Source organism: Winogradskyella vidalii, assembly GCF_013403955.1.
Lineage (GTDB): Bacteria > Bacteroidota > Bacteroidia > Flavobacteriales > Flavobacteriaceae > Winogradskyella > Winogradskyella vidalii.
This window is the reverse complement of sequence record NZ_JABFDG010000006.1, coordinates 59,104-82,518: the sequence shown is the minus strand read 5'-3', so window position 1 is coordinate 82,518 and position 23,415 is coordinate 59,104. Positions and strand designations below refer to the sequence as shown.

The 23,415-nt window shown below is 34.2% G+C and carries 12 protein-coding genes; 10 read left to right on the top strand and 2 right to left on the bottom strand.

Annotation, left to right across the window (positions count from 1 at the left end):
- Positions 1-51 precede the first annotated feature (51 nt).
- From HM982_RS13950 to HM982_RS13930, 5 genes are all read left to right on the top strand, one after another.
- On the top strand, positions 52-792 hold the full coding sequence (locus tag HM982_RS13950) for an acyl-CoA desaturase (RefSeq protein WP_179353863.1): 741 nt from the start codon (positions 52-54) through the stop codon (positions 790-792).
- Positions 793-861: 69 nt separating this feature from the next.
- Positions 862-1,455 (top strand): hypothetical protein, encoded by a 594-nt coding sequence (locus HM982_RS13945; RefSeq protein ID WP_179353862.1) that lies wholly within the window; start codon positions 862-864, stop codon positions 1,453-1,455.
- A gap of 144 nt (positions 1,456-1,599) precedes the next feature.
- Entirely contained in the window at positions 1,600-3,012 is a 1,413-nt protein-coding gene (locus HM982_RS13940) for an exonuclease domain-containing protein (RefSeq protein ID WP_179353861.1), read from the top strand.
- Between the two features lie 293 nt (positions 3,013-3,305).
- The gene (gene pta, locus HM982_RS13935; RefSeq protein ID WP_179353860.1) at positions 3,306-5,414 is read left to right on the top strand and encodes a phosphate acetyltransferase; all 2,109 of its coding nucleotides are present in this window, start codon (positions 3,306-3,308) and stop codon (positions 5,412-5,414) included.
- 23 nt (positions 5,415-5,437) lie between these two features.
- Positions 5,438-6,658: an acetate/propionate family kinase gene (locus tag HM982_RS13930; RefSeq protein ID WP_179353859.1), complete on the top strand. Its 1,221-nt coding sequence runs from the start codon at positions 5,438-5,440 to the stop codon at positions 6,656-6,658.
- Here HM982_RS13930 and HM982_RS13925 read toward each other — a convergent pair.
- Positions 6,625-7,554, bottom strand: coding sequence for a mechanosensitive ion channel family protein (locus HM982_RS13925; protein ID WP_179353858.1), 930 nt, complete (start codon positions 7,552-7,554; stop codon positions 6,625-6,627). The genes HM982_RS13930 and HM982_RS13925 overlap by 34 nt on opposite strands.
- Before the next feature lie 259 nt (positions 7,555-7,813).
- The gene (locus HM982_RS13920; protein WP_179353857.1) at positions 7,814-8,404 is read right to left on the bottom strand and encodes a peptidase associated/transthyretin-like domain-containing protein; all 591 of its coding nucleotides are present in this window, start codon (positions 8,402-8,404) and stop codon (positions 7,814-7,816) included.
- 514 nt (positions 8,405-8,918) lie between these two features.
- On the opposite strand from HM982_RS13920, the gene HM982_RS13915 reads away from it, so the two are divergent.
- The 5 genes from HM982_RS13915 (at position 8,919) to HM982_RS13895 (ending at position 23,407) form a co-directional block, all read left to right on the top strand.
- The gene (locus HM982_RS13915; RefSeq protein WP_179353856.1) at positions 8,919-9,371 is read left to right on the top strand and encodes a hypothetical protein; all 453 of its coding nucleotides are present in this window, start codon (positions 8,919-8,921) and stop codon (positions 9,369-9,371) included.
- 267 nt (positions 9,372-9,638) lie between these two features.
- Positions 9,639-10,949 (top strand): hypothetical protein, encoded by a 1,311-nt coding sequence (locus HM982_RS13910; protein WP_179353855.1) that lies wholly within the window; start codon positions 9,639-9,641, stop codon positions 10,947-10,949.
- 82 nt (positions 10,950-11,031) lie between these two features.
- Positions 11,032-12,495 carry a T9SS type B sorting domain-containing protein gene (locus tag HM982_RS13905; protein WP_179353854.1) on the top strand — a complete coding sequence of 488 codons (1,464 nt, stop codon included), beginning with the start codon at positions 11,032-11,034 and terminating at the stop codon, positions 12,493-12,495.
- Between the two features lies 1 nt (position 12,496).
- A complete protein-coding gene (locus HM982_RS13900) occupies positions 12,497-15,124 on the top strand; it encodes a PorP/SprF family type IX secretion system membrane protein (protein WP_179353853.1) in 2,628 nt (875 codons plus the stop codon).
- A gap of 69 nt (positions 15,125-15,193) precedes the next feature.
- Positions 15,194-23,407 carry a T9SS type B sorting domain-containing protein gene (locus HM982_RS13895; protein ID WP_179353852.1) on the top strand — a complete coding sequence of 2,738 codons (8,214 nt, stop codon included), beginning with the start codon at positions 15,194-15,196 and terminating at the stop codon, positions 23,405-23,407.
- Positions 23,408-23,415: the final 8 nt, after the last annotated feature.

Below are 23,415 nucleotides of genomic sequence, written 5' to 3'. Positions count from 1 at the left end.
TAGGTTCATTGTTTAGAGCTTATCCTCAATTTATCTTTGCACAAAAAAACTATGGTAATTGTCATTTTTGTTTTAGTGCTTTGGTATGGAGGGTTATTTTTTCAATCCTTCTTTTTGCACCGTTACGCTGCGCATCAAGTCTTTACGATGTCTAAAACAACGGAGCGCATCACCTTTATTCTCACATGGATTTTTCAAGGTTCTAGTTACTTAAGCGCCTATGGTTATGGCATCATGCACCGTATGCATCATGCGTATACTGATACAGAAAAAGACCCACACTCTCCGGCTTATGATGACAATATGTTTGCCATGATGTGGAAGACAAAAACCATCTATCAGGATATAAATCAACAACGTATTACAGTCGATTCTCGGTTCACTAAAAACGTCCCACAATGGAAAAGTTTTGACCGTTTTGCAAGTTCACGATTTTCACGCCTACTCTGGATGTCACTCTATGTGCTATTCTTTGCACTTTTTGTAACCGCTTGGTGGCAATGGTTATTATTACCAATTACATTTTTAATGGCGCCTATTCATGGGGTAATTATAAATTGGTTTGGTCATATTTACGGTTATGTGAATTTTAAAATGAAAAACACCAGTAAAAATATTTTTCGTTTCGATTTTTTAATGATGGGCGAAGGCTACCACAACAACCATCATAAATTTGCTAGCAGAGCTAACTTTGGCTATAAATGGTATGAAATTGATATCACTTATCTAATTATTAAAGTTTTAGATGCGCTTCATATTATTAAACTGAAACCCATTGCTATTAAAAAATAAGGCTACTTTTACTTTATTGTTATACCAAATATTATTGTTGTAATAATTGCTAAAAATGCCTTAGAATTAATGACAGAAAAGCAAATTGAAAGTGTAAAGCGAAAAATAGCCAAAATTAAAAAAGGGCTTGCTGCAGATAAGAAACACTGGGGAGGATTCCATCATGATAGTGGAGGTCTTCGGTATCTACCCCCTGAACTATATCTAAAAATTCAAGATTACACAGGCAGCTTAAGATACTTTAATTGGTTTAGTAAAAACTTTCCAGAGGACTCTGAACATCCCATTATATTATTTGAGTGGGCTGTTACATTGTACAAAACTAAACGTATCCAATTAGCTGAAAAGAAAATCAAACAAACCTTCTTCTCTAATACACTCCTATTAGATATGTTCTTAGGTAAAGCACCTTTGCTACTTAATAAGTCAGAACAAATAAAATGGGAACACGAACAACTGATAAAACATTTTAAATACTCAAAAAATCAAGTAGAATTAACTGATTTTACCCAATGGCTAGACTCCTTTATGAAAACGGAAAGTTTCCTTGAATTTGCAAATAAGCTTTTAAAATTAAACAGACAAATAGAGGAAGAACCTCTTGGAGAAATTCGTAGTGCATTAGTTGAAAGAAAGTATAAATTACTTGAACAAGTAAATTGAAGCGAGAAATACTACTTGTATACACTTTATTTCAAATTTTAAACGACGTTAAAAAACGAGATTCCCAATAAAAATTAAGTAACTTGTAAGTTCTAAAATAATTTTAGCAATTATATTACCATCTAGAACTCTTCAAAATTAAAAATGAATTACACTATTATTGATGTTGAAACCACAGGAAGCAGCAACCGAATTACAGAAATTTCGATTTTTAAGTATAACGGCAATACTATAATAGATGAATTTACAAGTCTTGTTAATCCGGAAAGTTTTATTCCTTCACATATAACGGCACTCACAGGAATCGATAATCATTTAGTTGCTGATGCTCCCGTATTTAAGGAAATCGCCGAGCAAGTTTTAAGCATTACTGAGGATACCATTTTTGTAGCTCACAATGTTAATTTTGATTTCAACGTTATTCAAGGCGAATTTAAACGCCTTGGTATTAATTTTAGTCGCAAGAAACTCTGTACAGTAAGACTATCGAGACGTTTATTACCTGGACATCGTTCTTATAGTTTAGGCAAATTATGTAAGGCTTTAGATATTAATTTAGTAGATCGCCACCGTGCTAGAGGTGATGCCGAAGCTACCGTTATCTTATTTAAAATATTACTTCAACAACCTGAAGCAGAAACTGTATTCACCGAATTTTTAAACAAGAATTCTAGAGAAGCCACCTTGCCTCCTAACCTTCCAAAAGCCGTATTTGAAGCACTACCCAACCAAGCAGGTATTTATTATTTTAAAGACAAAAAAGGTCAGATTATCTATATTGGTAAAGCGATCAATTTAAAGAAACGTGTTTTAAGTCATTTCTACAGTAAAGCCCAAAAGTCATTAGACATGGTACGTGAAACCGGTGATATTGATTTTGAAGTTTCTGGCAGTGAATTAGTGGCTTTATTAATGGAAGACGCAGCAATTAAACAGCATTTTCCTAAATATAATAAGGTTGCTAAGCGCAGCATTCAATCTTATGCTATTTTCTCATACCAAGACCGAAAAGGCATCTTACACTTAGCCAATAATAAAGGCCGCTTAGTTCCGCAACCACTTATCACATTTTTTGATATCAGAACGATGCGTGCTTATCTTCAAAACATCTGTTTACAATATAATTTATGTCCTAAATACTGTCATTTACAAGAAGCTGTTTCAGAATGTTCACATTATAATATAAAAAATTGTAAAGGCATTTGCAAAAATGTAGAAGCTATTGATGATTATAACAACAGGGTACTTGACGCAATTTCATATATGTCACATCAAAAAGATACAATTATAACAAAAGAAAAAGGCCGAAATGCCAATGAAGAAGCTTTTGTTATGATAAAAGATGGTGAATATCTAGGTTATGGTTTTATTGATAACCAAACACCTATAAATCATACCGATGATTTGAATGCTTTTCTAATTCCTCAGAAAGATAATGCTGATATTCAAAAGATTTTGAGACAGCATGTATTTAAGAACGACTTGTCTAAATCACCAGAAACATTTCAAAAGTCTAAAACAAAACAGACCTTAAAGCAAATTACTATTGACATCTAATTTAGTTGCTTTAAGTAACTTATAAAGTACTGTTAACGCTTACAATTAGGCTTTCCTAGATTTAATTAATAAAAAAAAATAAAATCATATAATTCAGATTTTATTAAGGTTATCTACTATTAATTTAAAAAAATTTTGTAATTTTTAATGTGTGAAACTTGCTGATTTTATAAGGTTTTAGTGATAAAATTCAATCTAAAACATGATAAAACTCATAACTTAAAATGACACAATCCTTAAATTTGCATTGCAATCTTTTACGAAGCATTTAATATCTAACAGTTCTTTAAAACATGAACAAAAAAGCAACAAACAAAGCCATTTACATCGCCACAACAGAACCAAATAGTGGTAAATCAATAATGTCCTTAGGGCTAATGCAACTATTGCTAGGTAAAGCAGCCAAGGTTGGTTATTTCAGACCTATTATAGACGATTTAAAAGCTGGAGAAACAGATAATCATATTAATACTATTATCAGTTATTTTAATCTCGATTTAAAATTTGAAGATGCTTACGCTTTTACAAGAAGTGAAGTTATTAAGAAAAAGAACGACGATAAAGACGATGAGATTATCAGTAAAACTATTGATAAGTATAAAGCCATTGAAGAACGTTTCGATTTTATATTAATTGAAGGCAGCAGTTTTGTTGGTGAAGGCACCATTATTGAGTTTGACATCAATATTTTAATTGCTAAAAACTTAGGTGTTCCAGCAATTATTTTAGCAAGTGGTATTGGTAAAACCAATAAAGATCTAGTTAGTAATCTACGCATGGCTTTTGACTCATTTAAAGACAAAGGTGTTGAAGTTTTATCTGTAATTGCTAATAAAGTAGAACCTCAAAACCGCGATGTCATCATTTCTGAATTAAATGCTAGTTTACCTTCTGATGTGATTACTAATGCTATTCCACTCAATCCTTTGTTGGCCAATCCATCTATTAAAGAAATAGTAGATGTTTTAGGTGCTGAAGTCCTATTTGGTGAAGCTTATATTAATAACCTAGCAGGTAATTATAGTGTTGGTGCTATGCAGCTTCCTAATTACCTTACGCATTTAAAAGAAAATTCTTTGGTGATTACACCTGGTGATAGAGCTGACATTCTTTTAGGTGCTTTACAAGCTAATGTTTCAGAGAATTACCCTTCTATTTCAGGTGTTGTATTAACGGGAGGACTAAAACCTGAACCGTCCATCATTCAACTTATCGAAGGACTTTCAGATATTGTTCCTATTATTTCTGCAAAAAGCGGCACATTCTCAGTAACCAATAGAATTGGAGCCATTAAATCTCAAATTTATGCAGAAAACACTCAAAAAATAAAAACCTCAATCAATGATTTTGAAACCTATGTTGAAGTAGATGCCCTTATGGAACGTCTAATCACCTTTAAAACCAAAGGTGTTACGCCAAGAATGTTTCAATATAACTTGCTAAAAAGAGCAAAATCAAACAAAAAGCATATTGTATTACCCGAAGGTTTAGATGAACGAATTTTAAGAGCAACAAAACAATTAATAGATATCGATGCTGTTGATATTACCTTACTCGGTGAGAAAAAAGAAATTGAAGCTAAATTAACGGCTTTAGATCTTGATTTAGATTTAAATCGTGTTAATGTTATAAATCCTGTGGAGTCAGAACATTTTGAATCCTATTCAAAAACCCTCTATGAACTCAGAAAACACAAAAACGTTAACCTGGCCATGGCGCAAGATTTAATGGGAGATGTGTCTTGCTTTGGTACCATGATGGTGCATAGTGGTGATGCTGATGGAATGGTTTCTGGGGCCGCTCACACTACACAACATACCATTTTACCAGCCTTACAGTTTATTAAAACAAAACCAGAAACTTCTATTGTTTCTTCAGTTTTCTTTATGTGCTTAGAGGATCGTGTCTCAGTTTATGGTGATTGTGCCATTAACCCTAACCCAAACTCAGAGCAATTAGCTGAAATAGCTATTTCTTCAGCATCAACAAGTATCGCTTTTGGTATTGAACCTAAAATTGCGATGCTCTCTTATTCTTCAGGGGCTTCTGGCGTTGGTGAGGATGTAGATCGCGTAAGAAAAGCGACTGAAATTATAAAATCAAAACGGCCAGACCTCAAGGTTGAAGGCCCTATTCAATATGATGCAGCCGTTGATATTAATGTGGGGAAATCAAAACTCCCTAATTCTGAAGTCGCAGGACAAGCTAATGTCTTTATTTTTCCAGATTTAAACACGGGGAACAACACCTATAAAGCCGTTCAACGAGAAACTAAAGCTCTAGCTATAGGTCCAATAATTCAGGGCTTAAATAAACCTGTTAATGATCTCAGCCGTGGTTGTACAACAGACGATATATTTAATACGGTGATTGTAACCGTTATCCAAGCCCAAGGAATTTAATTTTAAAGTTAAAACACATCACTATGAAGATATTAGTCATCAACTCAGGGAGTTCCTCTATCAAATTTCAACTCATACAAATGCCATCTGAAACATTAATTTGCAGCGGTTTAGTAGAACGTATTGGTCAAAAAGATGCGATTCTTAATTATAAAGCTGCTAATGCTGATATAAGAGAAACTCATTGCATTGAGAATCATAATCAGGGTTTAACTCATATTGCAAATTTGTTATTAGATGCTAAAAATGGTGTTATAAAAAATAAAAGAGAAATTGAAGTTGTAGGACATCGTGTGGTACATGGCGGAAATTCATTTTCTGATACGACTTTAATAACTGAAGAAGTAAAACAAAAAATAAAAGGCTATTCTGTTTTAGCACCATTGCACAATCCAAACAACTACGAAGGCATTAATGTAGCAGAAAAACTTTTCCCCGACGCCAAACAAGCAGCCATTTTTGATACGGCATTTTTTAGATCACTACCTCAAAAGGCTAAACGCTATGCTATTCCTGAAAAACTTTATAAAGAACATAAGATTCAAGTTTACGGATTTCATGGCACCAGTCATAAATATGTATCTGAAAAAGCGTTGGAATACTTAAAACTTAAAAAATCTAAAATAATTACCATTCACTTAGGTAATGGTTGTAGTATGACAGCTGTTGAAGACGGTAAAAGTATTGATCATAATTTAGGCTTTACACCTTCTAATGGTTTAATTATGGGAACCAGAAGTGGTGATATTGATCATGCGATTATATTTTATTTAGTGAATAGTTTAGGCTATGACTTAAACAAAGTAAATACCATTCTAAATAAAGAAAGTGGTATGCTAGGTTTAACAGGGTTTACCGATTTAAGAGATATTGAAGCTGAAGCAGCCCGAGGAAACGAAGATTGTAAATTAGCCTTAGCAATGAATGCTTATAAAATTAAAAAGTTTATAGGCGCTTATGCAGCAGCAATGAACGGCTTAGATGCTATTGTGTTTACCGCAGGTATTGGTGAAAACTCTAATGTTATTAGAAATCTCGTTTGTGAAGATATGGATTACTTCGGTATTGATATAGATTCGTCTAAAAATGAAATTAGAGGGAAAAACATACGAGAAATTAGCTCTGCTTATTCTAAAACAAAAGTTTTAGTTATTCCTACAAACGAAGAATTAGAGATTGCCAAACAATCTTACGAGCTCGTAAATTCATTTCATGATTTAAGCTTATCGGATTCTAATTGTTGAATTTCGTTAATGACACGTAACGGAATGTCTTTCTCGTTACCGTATAATTTAAGTTCTTTAATATCTGCAGGGAGGTTGAAACCTTCTTTTTCAAGTTGCTGTTTCACTTCCCTGATGATATTACCTCTTACAATAATGGCCGATTTTCTATAATCAAAAGTATTAACCCAAAAGAACACTTTTAGGTTAACTGTGCTAGCGGCAAGTTCATCTTCAAATGCAAAGTTCTCATGGTCTTCATCATGAACTATATAATTATTTTTATCTAAGATTGTTTGAATAATTTTTTTAGCTGCTTCAATATCATCTTCATAACCAATGCCTACTACAAAATCATTTCTAAAAAACCCATCAGCCGTATAGTTTTCAACCGGCTTTGTAAGCACATCACTATTGGGAACATAAATATCTTTCCCGTCAAAAGTCTTAATATGCATATATCTAAAATTCAATTCCTTAACCTTCCCAAATAAATCATTTACTTTAATAGTGTCATTAATATTAAAAGGGCGATTAAAAGCTAAAATAATACCTGCTAAAAAGTTCTTTCCTATATCTTGAAAAGCAAAACCTAACACAATTGCAGCGCCTCCAGCAGCGGTTAAAATACCTGTAGCTACACCACTTAAACCAGCAACTTGCAGTGCGATTAAAATTGCAATTAAGGTGAGAATTATTTTAATTGACTGTGCTAAAAATCGAGCCATTAACGGATCGTTAGCTTTTTTTAATATCCGTTTTCTATAAATATTGGTCACTAATTTAGCAATTAGTACACCCACAATGATGACCAATATACCCAAAGCAATCCTAGGTAAAACTTCTAAAAAAGTATTGTAGTAATTACCAACGGAGTTTATAACTGTTTCTGATGCGGTTTGCTGTAAGATTAACATGATAAGTTTAGCTTGATTAATTCTCTTTATTTAGAAAGACCAATAACTATATATTAATTTACACAGCTTAACGCAAAACCTATAAATAAGAACGTTTTTAAAAGTCATCTAAAAATTATAAATCAATTTATTTTTAAAAAACATAAAGCGATAATGATATAACTGCGGTATAATTATGAGAACGATAAAAGGGGTATAATTAAAAACAAAAAAACGTCCATAATACTATTAAGGACGTTTAATTATAGGGTTAGTGTATTTATGATTTAGCAGAATCTTCATCAGGTTTTAAAGTGATATTTCGTTCAGCAACAAAAATACCATCAACTGATTTTAATTTAAGAATTCGTGATGGATCTCCTTTTTTAGCCATACGCTTACGGCATGTTTTTGTTAATAATGGATCGTCATCAAATAGAAACGTTTCTAATTCATAGGCTTCTTTAGAAGATTCCTTAATAATTGGAAACATTTGTTGTAACTGGTTATAACGTCTATCACTACCTGGTACAAATGTATATAAGGTGTAACGTCCATCTGCATCAGTCTTTACCCAACTTCTGTGATGTACATAACGCTTATCATTAGTTTCTCTTAGGTCAAAATCACCATTTTCATCAGGCTGCTCCACATAAAGAATCACGTCTTTGGCTGGTGTTAAGCCATCACTTTCATATATAATTCCTGTAAGTTTAAGCTTATTGGCTTTAGACTCATAGTCAGGTATGGTATCAGAACTCATTAATTGAAGTGCTGCATAATCATAAATAGGAAGTGTTTCTTGAGCATTGATAAAATTCAATGTACCAAAAAGACAAATAAAACTGAAGAAATAGAATTGATTTTTCATAAATGTAGGTATTTGTGATAAACCAAAATTGGTGCTTAAAAATGGTAACACCTTAAAAATCACCTCTACGCATTATTTTTACGATAAACCGATAAAAGAAACATATATTTCCGATGAAATACTAACCATCAGACCGCTACGCATGGCTTTGTTTTAGTTTTGAGTGAATAACGTATCGAAATTAAATTAATAAAAATGCTGAACAAGAAGAATACTAAAGCATATGACAACTCAAGCTTACTTTTAAACCATATTAACTCGTATAACGCCTTAAAATCACCGTTTGATTTATGTGATTTTTATTAAAAAAATCATCCCATTAGCTTGATCTTCATCCTAAAAACACACACAGCACTTTGTCGATAAAATATGCATTTAATCAATTAAAAAGGTAGTTTATCCTTGAAATTGGTATTTCATATGTAATTTTTTTTACGAAAAAAGCCTAAATAAGTTGTTTTATACAATAAATTGCATAGATTTGTTGCATTAAGATTAATTTAAAAGCGTAAATATGAATACCAAATCTACTTTATTTTGTGCTATTTTTTTTCTAATGATAACTATGGGTTTTGCTCAAAAAGATAAGGATTATCAAAGTATCATTAGTGGTAAAGTAAATATTTCAAAATATCACAGTCGTGAAGAGCTCAAAAAAATGAAAAAAGGAGATTTACTCGTCCTTTATATAGAGCGTATTGAAGTTATTGTAAATATCTTACCAAATATTGCATTTGCTACAAAACCAGGTGTTACAATGGAATCCTTAGGAATTCCAGAAACAAAAGATAATAAAAAAGCTTTGGAAGATAATATTGACGCTTCTACATCTTATTTTGATAGTACCATTGAATTCCAAAAAAAGATATTACCATACTCAGATAGTATAGATTTAATTGCAGCAATTCTGTTTTATGAATCTACCCTAAAAGCTTTACATACTTACGAAGATTATAAAAGGGATTAACTAGTTTTTGATTACATGTTTTTCACCAACCTTGACCTCAAAATGTCAAGGTTTTTTTATACATTGTTTTTTATTACAAAAAACATCGATTAACAACTTAACGCATCTATTTACTCGTCAAAACGAATTTATTTGTAAGAAATTTACTATTATTTATATAATATTGTGTATTTCATCGATATTTCTTGTGTTTCGTAGGTAAAGTTCTTATGTTTGATATCAATAGTTGAAAAAAACCCTTACATAAATTATATAAAATCGCTTATTATGAAAAAAATTACTCTCACTTCACTTTTATTTCTTTTAGTGTTTGGTAATTTATTTGCCCAACAAGAAAAAGGAATTACTGGCTATAACAATTGGCTAGATTCATGGACCGACTTTACACCTAATAGAGCAAACTATGATGAGCCAACACAAATATTAACAGGTAACATCACAGAAAATATAACATTAACCAAAAGGAATACATATTTGCTTTTAGGTGATGTGTTTGTTACAGACAGCACCACACTCACTATTGAAGCAGGTACAGTTGTATTAGGTGATTATAAAACCAAAGGTTCTTTAACGATAAGCAATGGTTCAATGATTATTGCAGAAGGAAATCCTATGGACCCTATTATTTTTACTTCTAGTAATTCAGATAAAAAACCTGGTGATTGGGGTGGAATTTTTATTCTTGGAGATGCGCCTATTAATACTATAGGCAAAGTAGCATCTCTTAATTATGGATTAAACCCATCGTCTACAGAAAGTATCAGTTTTGGTGGAGAAAACGTTAATAGCAATTCTGGTATCATGACTTATACAAGAATAGAGTACGCCGGAAAAAACACAAGAAACTTTGGTTATTTCAGTGGACTTACACTTGCTGCAGTTGGACAAAAGACGACAATAAACAATGTTATGGTTAGTTATTGTCAAGGAAATTCTTTTGATATTCAAGGTGGTAAAGTTGACTTAACGAAAACCGTATCTTACCGATCAAATAAAAATGACTACAACTTTAACTTAGGCGCACAAACTAACATATCAAATGCTTTAGCTGTAAGATCTCCTTATGTCTCTAGTCCAGATGGCTCACGTTGTATGTCAATTAATTCTTATGATATAAAGGAAAATGCAGATAGTACTAAAAAGCAAACCTTTGTCAATGCCGAAAACTTAACCTTACTGAACGTCAGTAATGATTTAAAATCAGATATAAAAGTTGGTTTGGTTCAAGAAGCTATAGCTGTCGGACCAGACACTACGTTTCATATTCATAAAAGTGTGATTTCAGGTTTTAAACCTGCTGTATATTTTGATGATAGAATCAAAATTAACAATGAAAATTTAAATAAGATAAAATTTACACAAACTTATTTCAATAACTGTACAGGAAATATTTACATTAAAGGAAACACAAATAACGAAGATTTAGAGAGTTGGTATGGAAGTAGAGCTTTTGATAATGTCTATTCAAAAGGTCCTGATTCTGAAACTTTCATCGACTCTAATAATAGCCGTTCACCAGATTTTAGATTAAGAATAAATAAAATTATTGCTTCAAATGATTTATTAGATGAAGATTAATAACAATAAATACGTATTTCGTAATAAAAAGTAACAAACCCCAATATAGCGTATAGATAAAACTTTACAATCCCTAAACCTAATGCTTAAACCTACTACCCTAACTCAATTCATACTTGGATTATGCCTACTTGTCACATTTATATCAAATCGTGCCCAAGCGCAAATAGTTATTGGTACGCCAAATCTTGGGTTTAGTCAGGCTTGTGCAAGTGAATCATTTAACACCTATAGTACAACCTTTATTTTTTCACCAGAATCGGCTTTAAGTGCATCAAATCAATTTACAATAGAAATGTCTGATGCAGATGGCGACTTTACAAGCCCAACAATAATACATACAACTGCTTCAGGAGCAATTACAACATCACCTGCAACTATAGATTTTGCTATTCCAGAAACAACAGCTGGCGAAAATTACCGTATTCGAATTAAAACTAGTGCTCCTGTAGCCACGAGTTCTAAATCAGTACCATTTGCAGCGTATTATAAAATTCAAGATTCACCTTTTACCATAAACAATTTAGTTTCAACAGGTGCCTATTGCTCAGGTGGAAGTTATTTATTAAGTATTGATAATCCCGGAACCGGAACTAACGATTCACCACTACTCTACCCTAATCTTACTTTTAAGTGGTTTAAAGAAACCGGACCAACAACGTCTACGCATATTGCTGATGGACCAACATTATCTGTAGATACTGAAGGGACTTATTTTGTAAAAACCAATTACGGAACCTGTACGTCTAACTCTTTTTCTAACCGAGTTACCATAAGCGAAGCCGTTTCTGGTGAAGCTAACGCAACAATCTCATCTAGTTTAGGAAATCCATTTTGTCCAGAACAAGGCTACACCACCTTAAGTACTATAGGTGGCAATTCTTACCAATGGTTTAAAGATGGTAATTTAATTCCAGAGGCTACAGACCAAATGTATCAAACAGATTCCTCAGGTACGTATTCAGTACAAGTTGATTTAGGAGAATGTTCGGCATCAGGCTCTATAGAATTAGTTAGTGAATTATTTGAAAGTACTATTGATGTACCAGAAGTAAATCAGATGTTTTCAGGAGAATCACTAGTCGTAAATGTGACCTCAACAGCTCAAAACCCAGAATTTGTTTGGTATCTAAATGGTACAATTATTTCTGGTGCAACTGAAGCTTCTTTTGAAGCAACAGAATTTGGTGATTACGAAGTTGTAATTACAGAAACGACAGGGTGTTCTGCTTCAATAGCTTATTTATTTACAATTGAAGAAGCGCTAGATCTCTTTCCTGACGTTGAAAAAATTCCAAATATAATCAGTCCAAATGGCGATTTAATAAACGATACATGGATTTTACCATCAGCTTACGTTAGTGGTACTAATACCGAAGTAACAATAATGACCAACCGTGGTAAAGTGGTGTTAAAAACCAATGATTATCAAAACAATTGGCCAGAAAACAATTTAAACAGCACCAGCATTAATCAGGTGTTTTATTATATCATTACAACAAGCGATAACCAAACTAAAAAAGGAACTATTACAGTATTAAAATAATATGAAAGCACCGTTTTTACTTTTTATATTATGTTTCTGTTTTATACAGACATTCTACGCTCAAGAAGATGATGGCGTAGTTTCTCTTGATATACCAAGCCGAAATTCTTTAACCTTTAACCGATTTACTATTAACCCAACATTTAGTTTTGTTAGAGAACAAACAAAATATATTAGCTTTTATAACAAACGTGAATGGGTACAATTTGAAAATGCTCCACTAACCTATTTAGCAAGTTATTCGGGTAGATTTGGAGAAAATATTGGTGCAGGATTAGGTGTGTTTCAACAAAACTATGGAGTTTTAACAACCTTTGGAGGACTTCTTAATTTTGCTTACAACGCTCAAGTTGGTCGAGATAAAAACCTAACCTTCGGAATTAATATTGGTGCTTACAAAAGCGGTGTTAATACTGCAAACGTAGTCACTAACTTTGATGATCCTTCGCTGCAAAATGTACCAGAGAATTTTTTACTAACTATTAATCCTGGTATTAATTACGGTACAGAGTTTTTAGATTTTGGATTATCAATAAACAATTTAGCCCTTTATAATTTTACATCTTCAGCACTCATAGAAGATGATCCTCAGCAAAGCATTGAAGCACACTTAATGTATACAGGCTACATGAGTAGTAGAGGATTTTTTGATAATAGTAAGTTTACAAGTTTAATCCGATCAGAATTTCAAAAGGACGAAACGATTATTTCTGGTGTTGTGATGGTAACCGTTCCTAAAGGAATATGGGCACAAGCAGGATATAATACACTTTATGGCGCTTCAGGGGGTGTTGGAATAAATATTACCACACAAATTGCTATTGAATATAATTATGAAAAAGCATTGGGTGATATAGATGTCTTTGGATCAGCACATGAAATTACCCTAGCCTACCGATTCAAAAATAATAACTATTATTATTATAGCCGTGAAGATGAAGTAAGTAGCATCCTTTCTAATGGAAATAAGAGACGTCGTGTTTCTAAAACTTCAAAATCTAAAGTAGCCGCTACGAATACATCTAATAAATCAAAAATAGATACACAAGCAGCTACTCAAGCCAAATTAGCCGCTGAGCAAAAGGCAAAAGCTGAAGCTGACGAACAAGCTAAAATTTTAGAAGCCGAACAAAAAGCGCAGCAAGAAGCTGAAGCACAAAAAGCACAAGAATTAGCTGAAGTACAAGCGGAACTAGATAAAATTGAAGCAGATAAAAAAGCAGAAGAAATAGCTGCAACCCGAGCAAGAATTCAAGCAGAACAAGAAGCCAAAGCACAACAGTTAGCAGAACAAAAAGCCAAAGAAGAAACCGAAGCAAAAGCATTACAATTAGCAGAACAGAAAGCTAAAGAGGAAGCCGAAGCAAAAGCATTACAATTAGCAGAACAGAAAGCCAAAGAAGAAGCTGAAGCAAAAGCATTACAATTAGCAGAGCAGAAAGCTAAAGAAGAGGCTGAAGCTAAAGCATTGCAATTAGCAGAACAGAAAGCTAAAGAAGAGGCGGAAGCTAAAGCATTGCAATTAGCAGAACAGAAAGCCAAAGAAGAAGCCGAAGCAAAAGCATTACAGTTAACAGAACAAAAAGCCAAAGAGGAAGCCGAAGCAAAAGCATTACAATTAGCAGAACAAAAAGCTAAAGAAGAAACCGAAGCACAAGCTAAGCTACTTGCAGATCAAAAGGCGAAGGAAGAAGCCGAAGCACAAGCTAAACTACTTGCAGAACAAAAGGCGAAGGAAGATGCTATTGCAAACCCTAAAGATGAATTGGCTAAATCAATGCTACATATCACTAAGGTTACCGAAGACTCAAAAGTACTTCAAGGTCAACTGTTTAAACAATTCAAAGAAATTGTTGATATAAAAAATCAGGATCTCAAAGACCTCAAAAAAGAAAATAATTTAAGTAATCAAGGTATTACAGTACAACCAAAACCGTTTAAAAGTGTAACTGCAGAAAACAATAAGCTTAATGGTATAATAGCAGATTTAGAAGAAGTAACCCTATCACAAAATGAAAAAATTGATGAATTAACACAACTCTATGAAGAAAGAGCTTCTAATAAAGAATATGCGTTAGATGAAATCACTTTATTTTATAAAAATGAAATAAAAAGATTAAAATCAGAACAATTGAAATTCAATAATTTAAAAAATGAACTAGTAGCTGAACTTGAAGCTATTAAAACGGCTATAGAAATTGAAAGAAGAAAACGTATTAAACGTGCGGCTTATAACAGTGAAGAGGATAGATACAGCCATGATAGAGCCGTATTAAAAAATATAATACAAACAACTAAATTAAGCGAAACACCTCTTAAAGCTGAAGATTTTGATTTTGGAGAAACCCTCGGAAACAATATTAAAATTTTAAAGAATATCGATAAAGTTAAAAGTGGCTATTATTTAATCATTGCTGTACATAGTGATACGGAAAGAAGAAATGAATTTGTAACCAAAATGGTTGCTTCTGGTAGATCGGATGTAGATTTTTTCCATGATGTAAGCACCAGTAAATATTACATATTCTATGATAAATTCGATGATATCGGAAGTGCGAATAAAGCCTTAGAATCAAAAGGAAACAGACCATATAATGGAAAAATGTCAATCGTAAAAATTGAAAATTAATAAGAGTTAAGCCACCCATCGTTTTCGTCTCTGCCCCGAGGAATAAAATGATGACTTAAATTAAATAACATGAAAAAACCTACTTTTTCTAGAATAGCAATGCTTGCCCTAGTACTCATTATTGGTCAGCTAGCATTTGCCCAAAATTATGAACCCTTTACACCGAGGTTTAATGAAGATTTAAAAGGAGACATTGTGCTCATTGGTAACAATATATTGGGACCAAATAATGACGCTTTTAATAATGATTCTCAATATAATCACCTAGTCAATATGCAATATATTGACATTGACGGTGACCCTTCAACATTTAGTTCTTCCAGTGCAGATTTGACTATTGATAATCCAAATTGTTACCAGATTATTTATGCCGGACTCTATTGGGGAGCGGTTAATCCAGGTGATGAACCTATTACAAACGTAAAATTTAAAGGTCCAATTGGGGGCTATAACGATATAGAAGGCACTATAATTTATGATGCAGAAAGTAGTTCTGTTGATGGTGGCGATAGTTTTTCTTATGCCTGTTTTGCAGATGTTACATCTATTGTTACAAGTTATGGATCGGGTGTTGACTTAGGAACTTATACGGTTGCAAATGTATCTTCTGGAGAAGGTAGAACAGCATCATACAGTCCTTATAATGGTACAGGGGAATCTGCCGGTTGGTCTTTATTTATTGTTTATGAAGACCCTACATTACCAGGAAAATCAATTACTAGTTTTGATGGCTTTAGTTCAATTAGTGTTCCTGGAGGTAATCCAGCATTAGATATTCCAGTTGATGGCTTTAGAACTATTCCTGCACCGGCACCAGTAAGAGCTAATTTTGCTTTTGCTACACTAGAAGGTGATAGTCCAATTTTAGGAGATCGTTTAAAACTTAATGGTGTTAGTCTATCTACTGCCGATCGTCAGGTTTCAAATTTCTTTAATAGTTCAGTTACCCAATTAGATGCAACACCTGTAAATGATAGAGTGCCAAACAGTACTAATACTTTAGGATTTGATACAGGCGTTATCGCTATTCCAAATCCTGGTAACTCAGTGATTGCAAATGATGCCACCTCTGGTGTGATTAGGTTGGAAACTAGTGGCGACACCTTTTTTCCTTACTTTTTTGCTTTTGCCGTAGAAATTATAGAACCTCATATAGTATTAACCAAAATTGTGGAAGATGATGCCGGAAATGATATTGGCGACCAAAACGTAGGACTTGGGTCGTCTTTAAATTATGTGATTGGGTTTCAAAATACAGGAAATGATAATGCTACTAATTTTCAAATTAGAGATGTCCTTCCTATTAATATTATTTTTAATTACCCAGAAGATTTAGTACTGCCTCCTGGTGTTACGGTCTCTAGTTATGATCCAGACACAAGAGAGATTATTTTTGCTATAGAAGATGCTTTAGTTGAAGAAGAAGATCCTGTATATGAAATTCGTATAGAAGTTCAGGTGGTAGATGCTTGTAATTTACTTGTAGATGCTTGTTCTAACATTATAAGTAATCAAGCTTTTGCCTCTTACAATGGGTTTTATAACCCTAATTTTAATATTACAGACGATCCAAGTTTAAGTGGTAATACAGGCTGTTTAATTTCACCTAGAGCGACTAACTTCTTGGCCGATTTAGATTGTACTTTTATTGAAGAAATTGTGTTATGTGGCGATAGTGTAGAACTAACTGCTGCAGATGGCTACTCCTCTTATGAATGGTCTACAAGCCCTTCTGGAACACCGGTCATAGCAAACACACAAACAATAACAGTAAGCGATACTGGAACTTACTATTCTTATAATATTGCGGATGCGCCTTGTCAATCTATTACTCAAGCTTTTGAAGTGGAGCTTTTTGGTTCTAATACTACCAATCCTGTGATTCCTTATGCAGATGAAGTGGTTACTTGTCCTAACGATGGAAAATTATTACCAAATATATTCTTATGTGGTGCAGATGATTCAAGATTAATTGAAACTAATATTTCTAATTCTACCGCTGTTATTTGGGAACAACTAGACGAATCTAGTTGTGATGCTGTTACAGATACAGATTGTGCCAATGAAAGCACCTCTTGTACTTGGAATGAAGTTGGTAGTGGATCTAGCTTTTTAGCAGATACCTCGGGTCAATATCGCATTACTATTAATTACCCTGGTGGGTGTTTTCTTCAGTTTTATTTTAATGTCTATGAAAACGTATTAAACCCAACGGTTAATGCTACAGACATCATTTGTGAAACTAACGGAAGTATAACCGTAAACGGTGTACCATCTGGTTATGAATTTAGTATTGATGGTACAAATTTTCAAAATAGTAATGTTTTCACTATAGATACAGCTGATTTTTATACCATCTATGTGAGACAAATTGGTGTAGAAACAAATCCATGTGTATTTACAGTTCCTGATGTGCAAATTAGAGATCGCGACTTTAGTGGTACTATAACGGTATCACAACCACTTTGTCATGGTGATAAAGGAAGCATTCATTTAGCAGCTAATGATATTGACCCTCAATATTCATTCACGCTTCACCAATCTGGGAGTTTAATAAATAGTGTTGGTCCTATTATGGATAACAGCCATACATTTCAAAATCTTAATCCGGGAACCTATACAGCAACCATAGAGTCTGAAAACGGCTGTACTTTTACAGAAGATATAACTATAGTAGAACCGCCTATATTAACTGCAACTGTAGCATTAACTAATCCATTAAATTGTACAGAAGGAGAAATAACAGTGTATCCTGTAGGTGGAACAGCACCTTACTTCTACTTTGTAAATGGTGAAACAGAGTTTCAAACTGTTCCAGAAATACCAGTATCTGAAGCTGGGACTTATGATATTACAGTTACAGATTCTAATAACTGTACTACCGATGTTACAATTACGATTGAGGCTATTGAAGAACCAGAGTTTACTGTAAGCACCATAGATATTACATGTGTAGACTCTAGTAATGCTGGAATACTTACTGTTAATGTTTCAAACGCTAATGGAAATAGTATAATGTATAGTATTGATGGAGGTGTTACCTATGTTAGTTCTAATGTGTTTTACGGTTTAACAGCAGGAGATTATGAAGTTCAGTTGCAATATACTTCAGGGTCTGAAGCTTGTGAAACAACCCCTCAAACTGTAACAATAAATTCAGCGTCTACAATAGTAGGAACAGTTGAATTAACAACACCTTTAACATGTTCATCTCTAGGAGAAATTACAGTTACAAGTGCTACAGGAGGAGATGCACCATACAGCTATAGTATTGATGGTATTAACTATCAAACTGATACCGTATTTGATAACTTAACTCCAGGAGATTACACTGTTTTTATTATAGATTCTAGTGGTTGTGGTACTGCTTCAGAAGAAATCACAATAGAAGGTCTTAACCCTCCAACAAATTTAGAGTTTGACAACCTACCTGTTACCTGTCCTACAAATACTACAACAGTTTCTATTGTGGGAACCACTGGAGGGGTTGGAACTTTAGAATATCAAATTACAGCACCTGCTTCAGCTGCAACTTCGTATCAAACATCAACTGATTTTTCAGGATTAGAACCTGGAACGTATACGTTTCAAGTTAAAGATGAAAACGATTGTGTCTACAGTGAATCTCACACTATAGACCCTATCTCTACACCTACTCTAGCTGTTGTATTAACCGAAGGTTTAGATTGTTCAGCAACACCAGAGGCGCTTATAACAGGAACCATTTCTGGTTCAGCACCATACACCTATGCCGTTTCTATTGATGGCGCTGCTTATACGTCTTTAGGAGCAACAGGGTCACCTTTTACATACACAACAACAATTGCGGGTGACTATCAGTTTCAAATTACAGATGCTAATGGTTGTACTGCAGAATCAGTAGTTACTGTAAATCCGTTATCATTACCGGCTTTAAGTTTAGTAACACAAACAGAACCTATATTATGTCATGGTGATACTAACGGTGCCATAGATGTGACTATTGACACAACAACAGGAACACCACCTTTTGTAATCAATATCAACAATGACACTACAGGAACAGATTTTGGAACGCAAACTTCAGGTTTACCAGCAGGTACATATACTGTAACCGTTACAGATTCTAAGTCTTGTACTGCTACTGAAGTGGTCACCATAGATCAACCAGATGACATTAATATAGATTACGAAGCCATTGATATTACATGTAATGATGTCACAGGTATTTCGCAAGGTTCAATAATAATAAATGCTGTAACAGGAGGAACAGCACCTTATAATTATTTTGTTACAGGAACTAATGGTTATGAAAACTCTGAGCTTAATGCAACAGGATCTACATCGGTTAGTTTTGATGTTGTAGATTTTGGATTGTACCAAATAAATGTTGTCGATGCTAATGGCTGTTCAATTCTTGTTCAAGATGTATTGGTCGCTTCGCCTCCAACAGATTTAGATATTAATATTACTGCAGCTGTGGATTGTACAACTGGTGGAGTTGCTGAAGTAAGTATTGGGTCAACTTTAACTAGTGCCGGACCTTTCTTCTTTAGTATATATGAAGGGCCAGGTTTTGAATATCCTACAGGAACTTGGTTAGCTGAAGATTCTCCAGGAAGTGAATCTGCTACATTTACAGGTTTAATTCCTGGTGTACTTTATACATTTATTGTTTATGATCAATCTACAAATTGTAGCTATTATGAACCTTCAACACTTCCTATTCCAACAAATTCAACCTTAACGGCAAGTGCTGTTAGTGCTAATAATATTACGTGTACAGGAAGTGCAGACGGAAACGTTTCCTTTACTATAAACAGTAACTATGGAAGCGCAGTTAGTGTAGACTATGAAATTTTCGATGCTTTAAGTTTAAACACCACAGGCATATCAGGTTCAGGGTCTGTACCAGCAAATGGTTCGTTAGATGTTGTAGACTTAGGGCCACTACCATTTGGAAATTACTTTGTTTCTATTACAGAAACTTCAGGTCCAAATGCAGGCTGTGGTGTGGTTACAATTCCATTTAATATTACAGAATCTGCTTTCCCATTAGAATTAGCAGTTTCTATTGATCAGATTGCAAATTGTGAAGCTAACTCAGGAATTATAAGTGCTATTGGCTCTAACGGAACACCACCTTACCAATATCAAATTACAACAACAGCTACTGCCCCATTGGCTACAGATGCTGCTTGGAATGCTTCAAGTACATTTAATCTTGATGCTGGTAGCTATTATGTGCATGTCATTGACGCTTACAATTGTGTTGTAACGAGTCCTGTTCAAGTATTAGACATGGAGCCAACACCTGTTATTTCAGCAGATGTTAACAATCAGTGTACCGTGAATGAAGGGGAATACGAAATCGATGTTACATTAGACACTGCAGGAATACCACCTTACACGGTGAGTATTAATGGAGGTGCTTTTCAAACACAAACGTTTCCTTTTACGCTTTCAAACTTATACTCAGGAACTCAAACCATAGCAATTCAAGATGTTAATGGCTGTGGAAATACAGTGTCTATAGATGTTGTACCTCCAATAGCTATAACACCAGAAGTAACCGCTTTACCGTCATGTAACAACGATGATGGAGAAATTACCATTACAGGATCTGGTGGTTCTGGGTCTTATGCCTATAGTATTTTACCAAATCCTGCTTCAATTAGTTTAAGCGGAACGGTATTTACAGGTGTACCTTCTGGAGCGTATACAATTACGATTACAGATACGGTAACCTCTTGTACAGAAGAAGTGTCTATTACAGTTTCAGAAGCTATATTACCAACATTTACTGTCACGCCAAATGAAGTGACTTGTTTTGGGGATAACTCAGGATCATTCGATATTAATATTGCAAATTACACAGGAGCATATACTTATGAAGTAATAGATAACTCTGGAACTTCAGTAACAGGAATTGTAAACGCTAATACAGCAACCAATCCTCAAACGGTTACCGGTATGGAAGCTGGAACTTTTTCAGTCGTCATTACAGAAACCGATATTCCGTTTTGTTCTGCGACGGCTAATGTGATTATTGAATCGCCATTAGATGCAATGACGCTTAATGTATCTGAAACTTCTAACGTCACTTGTAACGATAACGAAGGAACAATTTCAGCTATTGCAACAGGAGGCTGGGGTGATTATGAATATGAATTAACAGGTGATGCAACTATTGCTTATTCAACTAACGGTACCTTTTCAGGACTTTCAGCGGGTAATTATACCGTTAACGTTAGAGATGCTGGTGGTTGTGTTGTTTCTGAAATAATTACTCTAGAAACACCAGATCCAATCACTGCAACCTTTACACCAAGTACAACTACTTTATCGTGTTTTGGTGATCAAGATGCAAGTATCACTATTACCAATGTTACTGGCGGACAAGGTTCAAACTATACCTATACTTTAAATACGGTTTTACCAACTCCAAGTGTATCTGGTCCACAAACCTCAAATGTCTTTGAAAATTTAGGTCCAGGAACCTATTTTGTAAGAATTACTGACGGATTTGATTGTGAATTTACTTCTGTAAATATCGAGATTACTGAACCAACACCTGTTGAAGCTAGTTTAGTAAGAGCAAGCACACAGACGTGTTTAACTGAATCAACATTAACCTTAAGTGCAACAGGAGGAACAGGTACTTACACCTATAGTGAAAACCCTTCAATGACTCCTGTTATAGGAACGTTTACTAACGATGTTACTTTTACAGTGCCAGATGGAACATATTCATATTATGTAGCAGATGCTAATGGTTGTCTTACTAATATTTCTAACGAAATTACAGTAGATCCATTACCAACTCTAGAAGTGACTTTAGAAGCCTCTAACTTAACCATCAATTGTGCTGGAGATAATAATGGTTCTATTGTGGCTACGGCTATTGGTGGACTAGGTAATTACACGTACACTTTACAAGATAATTTAGGCAATCCTATTACAGCAATTCAAGATACACCGGGTTATTTTACAGAACTTTTAGCAGGTGATTATATTGTTTATGTTGAAAGTGGTGATTGTACTGCAACCTCGGCACCTATTAGTATTACTGAACCAGATGATCCAATTGATGCTGAATTAACTATTAATAACGTGAGTTGTGCTGGAAGTAATAACGGTAGTGTTGAAATTACAGCTACAGGAGGAACAGGCGTTATTAAATATGCCATTTCACCTCAGCTAAATCAATTTTTCAATAACAATACATTCGAGAATTTAGCCCCTGGAAACTATGATATCATTGTACAAGATGAATTGGGTTGTTACCTCACTTTTAACTTCGATATTACAGAGCCACAACCCGTAATATTAAGTATTGTTCCCGATTCATTTTATCCTGAAGTATGTGCAGGTGATGTAAACGGTGAATTTAGTATTGATATTTCTGGTGGCTCATTGCCATACAGTGTTAGCCTAGATGATTACGAAGGCGTTTACACTACAGGACACGCGACACAAACTGAATTCGACTTTACAAATTTAGAAGGTGGTGATCACATTGTTTATGTAAGAGATGCCGAAGGTTGTGAGTCGGAATGGAATATCACTTTCCCAGAATCCGTAACTATCTTACCAGAAGTCATCATCGAATCTATTTGTGAAGATAATCAGCAAGGAAATAGTGTAACGGTTACTGTTGATGCCTCAAATGATGATCTTTCGCAATTCGATTACTCATTAAATGGTGGTGCATACCAAACGAGTAATGTCTTTTACAACATTCCAACAGGTACCAATCATTATATAGATGTGAGACATACCAATGGTTGTATTCAAACTACCGACTACTTCACTATTGGAGAGACGGCACCTGTAATGCTTACACTTTCTGAAGGTGACCTCAACGAATTTATTGCGCACCCTACCGGTGGTACAGGTGATTACGAATTTACTCTTAATGGTGAAACCTATGGCGACACAAGGTCTTACATTATTGATGAATCTGGAATGTATACGGTTACCGTAATGGACAGCAGTGGTTGTTATGCAACAGCACAAATAGAATTAGATTTCGAAGACATCTGTATTCCTAATTGGTTTACACCAAATGGGGATAACGAGTATGATACTTGGGCACCAGGTTGTACTGATAACTATCCAAACCTAACCTTCGATATTTTTGACCGCTACGGCCGAAAAGTAGCTACATACCGTGTTGGTGAAGCTTGGGATGGTAAGTATAACGACAAAGATTTACCAATGGGAGATTATTGGTTTGTGGTTCAAACTAACGACTCTGAAAACGACAAAGAATTTGTTGGACATTTTACACTTTATAGATAAAAGCTAAG

Bases quoted from the DNA above. Each gene is read 5' to 3' on its own strand.
- HM982_RS13950 (WP_179353863.1), top strand. From the start codon at position 52: ATGGTAATTGTCATTTTTGTTTTAGTGCTTTGGTATGGAGGGTTATTT.
- HM982_RS13945 (WP_179353862.1), top strand. From the start codon at position 862: ATGACAGAAAAGCAAATTGAAAGTGTAAAGCGAAAAATAGCCAAAATT.
- HM982_RS13940 (WP_179353861.1), top strand. From the start codon at position 1,600: ATGAATTACACTATTATTGATGTTGAAACCACAGGAAGCAGCAACCGA.
- pta (WP_179353860.1), top strand. From the start codon at position 3,306: ATGAACAAAAAAGCAACAAACAAAGCCATTTACATCGCCACAACAGAA.
- HM982_RS13930 (WP_179353859.1), top strand. From the start codon at position 5,438: ATGAAGATATTAGTCATCAACTCAGGGAGTTCCTCTATCAAATTTCAA.
- HM982_RS13925 (WP_179353858.1), bottom strand. From the start codon at position 7,554: ATGTTAATCTTACAGCAAACCGCATCAGAAACAGTTATAAACTCCGTT.
- HM982_RS13920 (WP_179353857.1), bottom strand. From the start codon at position 8,404: ATGAAAAATCAATTCTATTTCTTCAGTTTTATTTGTCTTTTTGGTACA.
- HM982_RS13915 (WP_179353856.1), top strand. From the start codon at position 8,919: ATGAATACCAAATCTACTTTATTTTGTGCTATTTTTTTTCTAATGATA.
- HM982_RS13910 (WP_179353855.1), top strand. From the start codon at position 9,639: ATGAAAAAAATTACTCTCACTTCACTTTTATTTCTTTTAGTGTTTGGT.
- HM982_RS13905 (WP_179353854.1), top strand. From the start codon at position 11,032: ATGCTTAAACCTACTACCCTAACTCAATTCATACTTGGATTATGCCTA.
- HM982_RS13900 (WP_179353853.1), top strand. From the start codon at position 12,497: ATGAAAGCACCGTTTTTACTTTTTATATTATGTTTCTGTTTTATACAG.
- HM982_RS13895 (WP_179353852.1), top strand. From the start codon at position 15,194: ATGAAAAAACCTACTTTTTCTAGAATAGCAATGCTTGCCCTAGTACTC.